4 protein-coding genes are annotated in these 11,147 nt (G+C 64.4%); all 4 read left to right on the forward strand.

Going from position 1 to position 11,147, the window contains the following annotated elements:
• Positions 1-346: 346 nt before the first annotated feature.
• Positions 347-1,102: a hypothetical protein gene (locus QZ588_RS16785; protein ID WP_295544112.1), complete on the forward strand. Its 756-nt coding sequence runs from the start codon at positions 347-349 to the stop codon at positions 1,100-1,102.
• Positions 1,099-3,594 carry a DEAD/DEAH box helicase family protein gene (locus QZ588_RS16790; protein WP_295544115.1) on the forward strand — a complete coding sequence of 832 codons (2,496 nt, stop codon included), beginning with the start codon at positions 1,099-1,101 and terminating at the stop codon, positions 3,592-3,594. The genes QZ588_RS16785 and QZ588_RS16790 overlap by 4 nt, the downstream gene beginning before the upstream one ends.
• Before the next feature lie 394 nt (positions 3,595-3,988).
• Complete coding sequence (locus tag QZ588_RS16795) at positions 3,989-7,165, forward strand: hypothetical protein (protein ID WP_295544116.1); 3,177 nt, start codon at positions 3,989-3,991, stop codon at positions 7,163-7,165.
• A complete protein-coding gene (locus tag QZ588_RS16800; protein ID WP_295544118.1) occupies positions 7,162-10,992 on the forward strand; it encodes a helicase C-terminal domain-containing protein in 3,831 nt (1,276 codons plus the stop codon). Before QZ588_RS16795 ends, QZ588_RS16800 begins: the two co-directional genes overlap by 4 nt.
• Positions 10,993-11,147 lie beyond the last annotated feature (155 nt).

Consider the following 11,147-nt stretch of genomic DNA (forward strand, 5'->3'; position numbering starts at 1 on the left):
AGGGATAATGATCCTGACGGCGCGAATGATACTGGTTGAGTCAGGGGAGCGGAATTAATCTAACAAAGTAGTACTAAATGCGGTTAATCTCCTCAACGCCACGGATGGTGGGCACCGCAAGTGCATCCTCGTAACAAACAACGAGATTTCCAGTGGCGAAGTCCAGGACTTGCGGGTGCAAGGATTTCAGCCCGGCGATGCCGAGTGGGAAGCCTTGGGCATCTGCCGCGCCGTGACCTGGCCACGGTCGAAGTCCACGATTCGCGGGTGCCGCGATGATGGGACCCCTCTGCCCGGCGACTACCTGACCGGCAAAACGATCGATCGCGAGCGCCCTCGGCGCGTGATGCACATCGGCTTTGTCGAGCCCAGGGCACTCGACCGCCCGGCGAAGAAGAAGCAGCTCCTGGCCCTAATCGAGGGCCTGCCGCAAACCCTGGTCACGGACCCCTGTCCCTTCATCGTTTCCGAGGACCACAAGGCCAGTGTGCTGTTCGACGATGATGCGGCCGAGGATTGGCTCGCGGCCCTGGAAGGGCAGGATCACATCACCGATCTCTACATCGTGACCCCGACCAAGAGGCGTTTCGATGCACTGAAGGCCGAGGTCCAGGCCCTGCTGGGGCCGATCCTAGTGCCGGAGGAGGAGAAGCGCCCGATGGCAGCGGGCTTCCCGGCGAATCTGGCCTACTTCAAGCTGGAGTTCCTGGACAAGGATCGGGTCGCGCTGAAACGGGCGTTCCGCGAGATCCTGCCGCTGCTGTGGCTCAAGGCCGGCGCCATCGGACCACGGCCGGAGCTTGCACGCGGCGATCCGGAGCCGGCCTTCTTTGCTCCGCCGGAGAATCCCTTCGCCGTGCTGTTGGAGGAAAGCAGCCTGAACGGCTTGCTGGCGGCCTTGGCCGACCGGGTTGAACTGCGCTGTGTTTACCTGGTCACCGATTCCGAGGACGCCTTCAAGGAGATGTCCGCCGATGTCGTCGGTGCACTGCGCTCCGGCAGCCCCGAGTTGACGACGGTCCAGCTCTACCGGGACTACCTGGACAACTTCCTGATCAACACCGACCGGTTCGGCATGGACGGACAAGGAGTTGCCCGATGAGATTCGAGCTGTTCGACTTCCAGGAGACGGCGCTGGCCCAGCTGCGCACCAAGGTGCTGATGGCCCGAGACCACGCCTCCAGTGCGAACCCGCAGGCGATCTCGTTCTCGGCGCCCACCGGCAGCGGCAAGACAGTGATGATGGCGGCGTTGTTCGAGGACATCCTGTTCGGTGCAACAAGCTTTCCCGCCCAGCCGGACGCTGCGATCCTCTGGGTCTCTGACATGCCGGAGCTCAACGAGCAGACCCGGCGTCGGATCAGCCAGGTGTCGGACCGCATCGGCGTGCATCGCCTGGTGACCATCGACGCCGGCTTCGACCAGGAGCTGCTGGAGCCCGGCGCGATCCACTTCATCAATGTACAGAAGCTCGGCAAGGACAAGCGCCTCACCCGGCAGGGCGATGGCAGGACCTACCCGATCTGGGCGACATGTTCCAACACGGCCCGTGCGATCCCGGACCGCTTCTATCTGGTGATCGACGAGGCCCACCGGGGCATGACCGAGGGCAAGCTCGCCAAGGAGGCTCGGACCCTGGTGCAGCGCTTCTTGCTGGGGCACAGCGACTCGGGTCTGATCCGCATGCCACTGGTGGTCGGGGTCTCGGCGACACCGAAGCGCTTCACCGATCTCCTCGAGCATGCGCCTCACACCCTGCACAAGGTTCAGGTTCCAGTCGCCGATGTGCGCGCCTCCGGGCTTCTGAAGGAGCGTATCCCGATCCATCATCCTAAGATCGCCGGGCAGTCCGAGATGTCGCTGCTGGAGGAGGCGGCCCGCGCCTGGACGCGCATGGTCGAGGCCTGGGGCGCCTACGGCGAGGCCGAGCAGGAACAGAAGGTTTGGCCGATTCTGGTGGTGCAGGTCGAGAACGGCACCGAGAAGAAGGTGTCGCGGACCGATCTCAAGTTGGCGCTGGACGTGATCGAGAAGGCCATCGGCCGGCCCCTGCACGAGGGCGAGGCGGTCCACGCCCTGCACGATTGCGGCGACATGGACCTGGGCGGACGCAAGGTGCGGCGGGTCGATGCCTCGCGCATCGACGAGGACAAGAACATCGGCGTGGTCCTCTTCAAGACCAGCCTTTCGACCGGCTGGGACTGTCCGCGCGCCGAGGTCATGATGTCCTTCCGCCGGGCCGAGGACCATACCTACATCGCTCAGCTCCTGGGGCGCATGGTGCGCACGCCGCTGGCACGGCGCATCGAGCGCGATGCGGCCCTGAATGATGTGCACCTGTTCGTGCCTTATTTCGATGATGCGGCGGTCAAGGCCGTGGTGGAGGACCTGAAGAACGTTGAACAGGCGCCGCCGGCGGAGACGGGCTCCGCCCGCGAGCTGGTGGTCTTAAGCCGGCGCAAGGATGCCGCGGCGATCTTCGAGGCCATGTCCGAGCTCGTGACCTACCGTGTCAACGCGGCCCGCGCCCAGAGCCATCTTCGGCGCTACATCGGGCTCGCGCGGCGCCTGAACCTCGACGAGATCGACCAGGCCGCCTGGGGGCAGGCCAAGGACCAGGTCATCGACTGGCTGAATACCGAGCTGGCCGGGCTCCAGGAGGCCGAGGGCTTCGAGAAGTCTGCCGAGGCCATCACGCGGATCGGGATCAAGACCACGACCCTGGACGGCGGTGTCGCCGAGGAGGGCGAGGACTACGAGATCGATGCCTCCGAGGCGGATATCGACCGCCAGTTCGAGGAGGCGGGGCTGCGCCTCGGAAACGGTCTGCATCAGGCCTACTGGGATGCACACGCCGACCGGGATGCCCTGGACGTGAAGGTCGAAGCCATCGTTCTCGCGCGAAACCACGCTGTCATGGCCCGGCTGGAGGGCCGTGCCGAGGCAGCCTTCGATGCCCTCTACGACATCCACAAGCACGCGACGGCCAAGCTCAAGGAGAAGGAGCGCGGGCGCTACGAACGCTTGCGGTTGGCCACCGCGAAGCCGGTGGAGCTTCAATGGCGGTTACCGGACCGGATCGAGTTTCGTCGCACCGAGAAGGCGCCGAGCTACGAGCGCCATCTGTACCTGGAGGAGGACGGCAGCTTCCGGGCCGATCTCGGGAGCTGGGAGCGTGGGCTGCTCACCGAGGAGTTGGCTGACTCGGATGTGGTCGGATGGCTCCGCAACCTGGACCGCAAGCCTTGGTCGTTGGAAATCCCGTACCAGACCGGCGGCGCCGAGCGGCCGATGTTTCCGGACCTGGTGGTGGTGCGGCGAGGGGAGGGCGACGACGGCTACCGCTTCGACATCCTGGAGCCCCACGATCCGAGTCTGGCGGACAACTTCGAGAAGGCAGTGGGTCTCGCCCGCTTCGCCGAGCGCCACGGGCATCTATTCCATCGCGTTCAGCTCATCCGCAAGCAGGCATCCAAGGCCGGCGGCGAGCGCTTCTTCCGGCTGGAGCTGAACAGCGAGGCCACGCGCAAGCAGGTTCTGCCGGTCACGTCGAACGCGCAGCTCGATGCGGTGTTCGGGCAATTGGCGAAGTGACCAAAGGTCTCGGCGTTTGCAAGGTTCCGACTGCGGATCCTTCCAATCCTCATCGGGCGAATTCCTGGAACAGCCGAGGTGATCCCTGGGACAGGCTGGGAGATGCACTGTGAACTATGAACAGCTACAGGATGCATTGCTCTCTCCGATAGGCGGCTCTGTGGATCCGGAGAGCCCAGCGACGCAGTGACCCACGGTATCGCTGCGGAAGCAGCATGAACCGAAGTTAGGTGAGTGTCTGCGCCGTGCTCCGAGTCTTGGAGGCCCATCCAAGGTCTTTTTCACAGACACTCTGTCTGGCCTACAATACCGGTACACATTTGCCATCCCGCCAACCCAGATCGGTCGTTTGGGCGACGCGAAGAGGCCATGTAGGCCGAACAGGAGACCAACCATGGGCCAGAACCGCTCTGGCGCGGCGTCCACGCGCGCCTCCATTTCACCCCCCTCGATCGATCTCGTCGCCCTGCTACAGGCGGTGACTGCTTCGGTTCTGCACCGGGCGGAAGACACGGCCGATCGACCGCTGTTCGCGCAGCATGGCCGAAGGATCATTGTCGACACGGGACAACTGATCAAGCGGCTGTCGAAGGCGCCCGAGTTTCGCAGCGGTTTTGGCGCTGGAGACGGTGCCGGATTCCTGCGTGACATCGTTCCGCCAAGTAAAGGGCAGGCGGAGAGGGTCGGCGGGCACATCCACGGCGAAGGTGCTGCGGCGCTGACTGCGGCTATTCGTGGCTTGGAGGAGGCCGTCGGCAACGCGCTGGGTGCGGCGGTGCCGAATTTGGGACAAGCGGCGGAAGGTGGGCAGCTTCCCACCGGAGAGAACTACCTGAAGCGGCTGGCGCAGGCTCTCGGTTTGCCGTTCCAAGACGACGGGACACAGCCGTTCGGGTCGGTGATCACGCCGCTGGAGTTCGTCGACAGCACGCAGGTACGACCAAGGGCGGAACGGGAGCGGGATGTCGCACGGGTGATCGCCGCCATCGAGGAGGTGGACTCCAGCGATTGGATCGATCATCTCGCCAAGCCCTTGTTCCGGCAGCTGGAACGGGCGGATCTCGATGCGGACGAGATCGAAGGTATCGTCGATGGTTTGCGCGAGGAGGCTGGTCGCGAGGGGAGCCAAGCGCACCGCATGCAGCGCTTCATTGGCGACGATGCGTTGTCTCGGGCTCGTCTCGATGTTGGTCTGGCGATCATGGGAGCGATCCGCGATGCGGTTGACTCCTGGAGTTCCGATCCCTCGGCGTCGCTGCTGGCCGGCTACGTTGAGCGAGTGACGCGCCTGCGCGAGGGCGTTCTGTCCGGCGATGTGGAGCTGGCGATCGACGCCAGCGCAGCGCTCGGGAGCTCGGCTCGGACGACCCTGTATGATCAGCTGGTCAAGGTCGGATTCCTCCGCTGCCTGCCGGTCTGGCCGGAGCCGGTGACCCAGCTGTTCGAGCTGCGCTCGGCCGCTCCCCAAGGCGAACGGATGGTGCGGGACGCGAGCTACCGGTTTCGCATCAATGGCACGATTCCGGATCGCGGTCGGACCATCTTCGGCGACCGTATCGCGAGACTCCGCGCTGTGCTCGAGGCCGATGATGGGGGCGGGCATCCGAGACTGGGACGCCATCTGGCGGAGCTGGTCTTCCTGTTGGCCGTCATCCCAGATGGGTCGGACGCGGGAGACGACCCGCAAACCTTGGCCGGTTCTCTGGTTACCCGGGTTGCGTCTGGCGATCGCTCCACGCTGCTTCAGCTCGTCAATGAGTTGGCCTCGCGCGAGCGCACCGTCGAGCGGATCGCCAACTGCTTGATCAAGGCGCTGCGGGAGAAGGGGAGCGTGATCGTCGACCGCGCGCAGCAGCGCGCGCGGGAGCTGTGGATCTGCGTCAAGAAGAACATCATCGACTGGGAGCGGCTGTCGGCTTCGGTCGATGGGCGCGATGTCTTTGCGCGGCCGGAGGGGGGATCGGCTCAGGATGAGCAGGCGCTCTGGTACCGCTCGGTTGCCGTGACCACAGACCCTGCATCAGAGCCCGATGTGCTGTTCTCGGTCAAGGCGAGTTACAGTCTGCGCGAACGCACGCTCTGTATGGCGGCCGGCTCCGAATCCTGGATGCTGCAAGGCGAGCGGGATTTGAAGGAGCCGGTGCTCCCCATCCTGATCGGGCCGACTGGCCTTGGAGGGGCGAGCAAGGAGCGGCTCAATCTTTGGTCGCAAGGTGCCGAAGTCGTCGTCGGCATTGATGAGACTTGGCTGCGGCGCCAGCGCGGGCGCCAGAAGGGGCCGGCCCCAGACCATCAGTTTGCCGCGTCGGTGACCGCGACCGCGCTCATCGTCTACGTGGTGCTGCGGGTGCTCCGCGCGCGGTTCACCGTCGGCGAGTCGGCGCCGAGGACGCTGATCTTGCGGATGCAGTCTGAGGGCAGGGGCGCACGGCGAGACGAGGATTTGTTCGCCGGCAGTCACGGCCTGTTTGCCGTTGCCCAGGCAGTGGAGCAAGTGCTTGGCATCGACGCCCCCGTGTTCATGCAGGGACTGGCGCTCGATGTCGCCGCATCGGAGCTGCGGTGGCAGCAGGGGGGCACCTTCTCCGCGTTAAAAAGTGCCTTCCCGATCCGGCTCGGGCATCCCACTCAGACATCCGGTAGCCCGGTGGCGTTGGTGAGCTATAGCACTCGACCCTGCGGTCGGGATCCAGCCGGTCATGACGGCGACCAGCACGTGTTCGGCGCCAGGACTTATCTCGCTGTTTCGAGCGATGCATTGGGCGTCGGTACCGGACCGGGCCTCCACCTTGCTCATGTGCGTAACCTCGTCCATGTGCAGTCGGCTCGGGAGTTCGAGAATCCGACGATCCTCCTCGAGGAGATTGCCAGGCTCTACAGCCAAGGTTGTCGCCACATCATGCTGCTCTGGAATCACTTCGGGGCGCGCAGGATCGGTCGAGGGGCCAATCGGCACGCGCCCCATGCCAATCGGCGCTTCCTCGGTCGGCTGGCGCAGGAGTTTCCGGACGCGACTGTCTACACACTGAGCCTCGATGTCTTCCAGGCGACCCGAGTCACCAGCCGGCGGGATCTGGTCGGTCGCCACGCGTTCGAGGTCTCCAGGGTGCGTGAGCATGAGGCGTTCTGGGACGACGCGGAGTCGGGCTTGCGGGATGAGTTGATCGCCTTCTACACCTTCGCCACGCTGTCGGTCGTGGGTGACGAGCAGCGGCGACCACAGTCGGGGTTCTGCACCTATTTTCTCGAGAGTTCGGCGCGGGCCGGCGAGGACCTGGAGTGGTCGCTGGCGGCGCAGACGAACCTGATCGGACAGAATCGCGACCCGGCGTTGCGGGACCTGCTGCTCGCCGTGCTGCGCGGCATGCACTACCTCCATGCCGAGCGCGAGCCGAAGGATGGGCAGTTGCGCCCCTGCCTGGCACCGCATCATTGGAGCGATCTCGGCAGCGCCGAGGCCGCGGGTGAGGTGGTGGTCATGCGCTCGCGGCGACGCGGTGACGTGGTGCTGTCGCTGCCGGCGGTCTTGGCACGGGTCGGGGCGGTGCTGCGCGCGCCGCGAGCAGCATGAACCGCATCATGCAGCCGGCGGAGGCCTGGGGCCACGTCTTTGAGATCGCGGTCAAGCGTGGCGTGCTCGCTTGCCTGATTCATCGGGGGCTTCTGGCAGCGGATCGCGCCGAGATTCAGCCCTGGCGCACCTTGCGTACCGCCAAGCTCTACAAGGGGGTGCAGCGTGCCTTGGACTGGCACGACGAGGCACGTTGCACCCTCTGTGACGGCGTTGTGCGCCATCTGCTCTTGCTGGGATACGGGATCGGCTGGACCTGCATGCGGGAGTGGCTGAATCAAGCGCCGAAGCGCCCCAAGCAACTTTGCTCGCTGTGGTGCCCGCTGTCCTTGCCGGGTGAAGACGAGGGGGGTGACCCGAGCCAGGCGTTCTGCTCGGCCTTCGGCATCGATGCGCGCACCAGTAGCCTGACGCATCAAGGCGGCCCAGCACGGTCGGATTTCACCGCCTTGTTCGGCGATGCGAGAGGCCGCCATCAGCAGCTTCTGGTGCTGGAGATCTCGTTGAACGCCCCGGTCGGCGCCCCGGACTTCTCCGATGAGCGGGCGCATGTCGATGAGCTTGGCCGCTATGCGCGACTGCTGGATCTGCGGGGCGTGTTCTCACACGTGCGTGCCGAGGTCGACGGATTTGACCTGGCCCTATCTCCGGAGCTTGCCAATCATCTGACAGCCTTCTCCGGTCCGGACAAGCCCTTTCTGAAGCTGTGCCAGGGTGCTTCCTATGCCTCGCGGACAGCGGGACTGCTCCCAGACCAGCCGCAGCGCCAATCGCTTCACGCCCAGGTGTTGGCTGTCACAGCTGGGGGTGTCGAGAGCCTGTCGGCGGACCTGACCCCCGGATCTTCCGATCCACGGGGCCAGTTCATGAAGGAGCTGGGTGCCGCGTACCGCCGCAAGCTGCGCGTGCCCGACGACGATGCCGAGGACCATCTGCTGTCGGAGATCCGCTCCGCATTTCATCGCCTGGTCCGGGGCTTGCCGAAGTCGATTCGACGCCAGCTCAAGGATATGGAGCAGGAGCCCGAGCCCGGAGAACCGATCGAATGGTCATTCGAGGAGCCTCTGACCGACTTTCATCGTCCGACCGACCTGTTCTCCGTGAACGAGGCGCTGGACCAGGTTCCCGATGATCCGAGGGTTGCGGAATTTCTGGGTGAGGATGCGCGCTCGATGCTTTCGCCCCTCCTGCGGCAGCGGAAAAAAGACGGGGTGGTGACGTTGCGGGACCTGCATGGTGCAGCCGTCGAGGCCGGACTTGCGGCGGCGAGACCCGGCAGGCTCAATCTACTGGTGCTGGAGGGGAATCCGGGTATCGGCAAGACCACCGCGGTGCAACGCTACCTGACCAACGGGGACCGCGATGGATTCCTGATGCTGTACTTCAGTCCGCGCACGGTGATCAATCGGGATGTCACGGACAAGTTTGCCCGTGACGAAGGTGGCAGGGCGACCGGCATCCTGACCGTCACCACCAACGGTAACCTGATCACCCAAGCCCCAAGTGCCTTCCGCGAGCTTTGTCCGGACAAGGCGCATCACCGTAGTATCGATGCGGCGGTTGTCGTCGACGGCGTGGACGGGGCGATCCTGCCCGAGAACACGAGCACCTGGTTCATCGGGCCGGAGATCGAGGCGCAGCTCAAGGAGCGTTGGTATGCCCGGGGGCCGCGCAAGCGTGGATTGGACGAGCGCACTGAGGAGCTTCGCGGCGCCTATGTGCCCGGTGTCCTGAGAACGCTGGCGGGGGCAGCGGCTGCGCTCTCGGAGGTGAACCCGCATGCCAGGCGCCTGGTCTTGACTGCCTCGATTCAGAGCTATCGGCGCACGTCGACGGGCAGCACTATCAAGAGTCTATCCCAGCTGTTTCGGTCCGATGCGAATACCCGACCCGGGTTGAATGAGCGCAGGCGGTTTGCCGAGCGCTTTCCCTCCATTGTCGTGATGGTTGACGAGATCGCTGGCGATGGTGCCGGCGCCTTGTTCGTCAAGGATGTCTGCCGTTGGCTCAGCGAGCAGTTCATCGAGCCGTTCGAGCAGGCCGATACGCCACCGTTTTGCGTCTCGCTGGTGATCGCCGATGCCAGTTTGGGCAACAACGCGGTGCTCGAAAGCTACCTCAAGGCAGCGCCTGAGGCGCCTCAGAAGGTGATCATCTCCCGATGTGCGGGCCGGGAGCCTTTTCGTCTTTCTGTGTCGCGGGTCGCAGGGCTCGGCGTCGACGGTCAGGTGCTGCACGTCATGACCAACAGCTATCCGGCGAGCCGCCTGGACATTGCCTATCGGGTCAAGCTCCACCGGATCGAGCGGGAACAGGATGATCGTGGTCGGGAGAAGACCTTGCGGGCGAGGATACGATCGCAAGGCGAGGGCGCACTCCTCGACAGTGCTTGTGCCGAGGTGCTCGAAGCGGTGCACACCGGTGCCGATCAAGTCATCTTCTTCGCCCAGGACAAGGCGTTCCTGCGGGCGATCAAGAGTGCTGTGTTGGCCGAGGGCGAAGAGGGTGCGCCGGAGCTATCGGCGGACAACGTCTCTGTCCTGGACTCCAGCGTCCCGGAGAAAGAGCGCCGGCGGTTGATCTCCGCGCAATGCCGGGATCGACACCGGGTGTTCCTGATGACCTCATCCGGGGCGCGAGGGGTATCGTTTCCCCGCGCGACACACATCATCGCGATGGTTCCCAGCTTTGATGTGGCCTCGAACCTGATGGAGCTGGCCCAGCTGGTCTATCGCGGGCGCGGGGGCTATCGGGACCCGGACAGCGGCGCGTATCGATCTGGTGACGACAGCCCGCGGCGATTGACCCTGCTGGTGGATGACTGGCTCCCCGTCGAGCTCGATGCAGACGACCGGCGAGCTTGGCTGCGGCGAGTGAGCGACTTGCTGACCTTGGTGATGATGCTCAGGGCTACGGTCCTGACCCGGATCACTGGGGATGCAGGCTTGCGCGGCCCGCTTTCGTTGGTTCCAGTCGGGCCGATCGCCAGCGATGAGAACGCGGCCTCTATCGCCGAGCCGTTGGGGATCTTCTTGCGCGAGGCGCAAATACACCTCGGTGGCGCGGGGAGCCAAGAGATCAAGGGCTTGCTCAAGAATGCGCATGACCAGGCCGTTCGCGTTTTCAAGGAATACCGTCTGGAGGGCAAGGCCGACCCGGGCGTGGTCACTGGGTTTCGGAGCTGGACGGATGTGGCGAGCCGACAGGCCTTCGTGTCGGCCGTGACGGCGCCAGGCACCGCTCTGCTGCCGGGTATCCAAGAGGATTCGGTGCTCCCCGAGATTTGCCACTGCATCGGCCCAGTATGGCTGGAGGACTGGGCCGAGCTAAGAAACAAGGAACATTTTCGGTTCGAAGGTGCAACGGGTGGGGACACCATGGAGACTGAGCTGCGCAGCCAGCTTTGGGCTATTACCGAGAGCGGCAGCGTCGGGTTGCAGCTGCAACGTGCGGCACGCGACTTGTTCCATGTCTTGGAGTCCTCCCTGTCGCAGAAACATGTCACGCAAAAGGAGCTCGGTCGAACGAGCACCTGGCTGGCTTTACCCCTCGACTGGCCCCTGGGAGGAGCTGGAGCCCAAGCGTCGACGATGAGACGGGGACCGAAGTATGCCGAGGACTGGTACGCAGGGCTTCGCGGAACCTTGGGCGGACGCGGGCAGATCTTCCCCGTCGTTCCGCAATATGAGGATGCTCCCTTCGCGGCGAGCATCTCAACCGGAGCCCCCGCATTGTTCGCGCAGGCCATGGAAAGCGCTTACTTCATGGCCTCAAACGAGCTTAACTTGCTCAACACGGTGCTGCTTGCGGGGGCCGACGAAGCATAGTCCTGGCTAAAGATCGAGAGCGCACCTCTTGGTAGGGACGTCTCCAGGCGCCGAGGTCGTGCTTTTTTGGGTTCGAAGATATAGTGATTTCATTTGTCAGACCAAAGGTGAATGAACTCAAATCATGCAGGCATGTCTAAATAAGTAGAGAGAGA

Source organism: uncultured Thiohalocapsa sp. (assembly GCF_913062725.1).
Taxonomy (GTDB): domain Bacteria; phylum Pseudomonadota; class Gammaproteobacteria; order Chromatiales; family Chromatiaceae; genus Thiohalocapsa.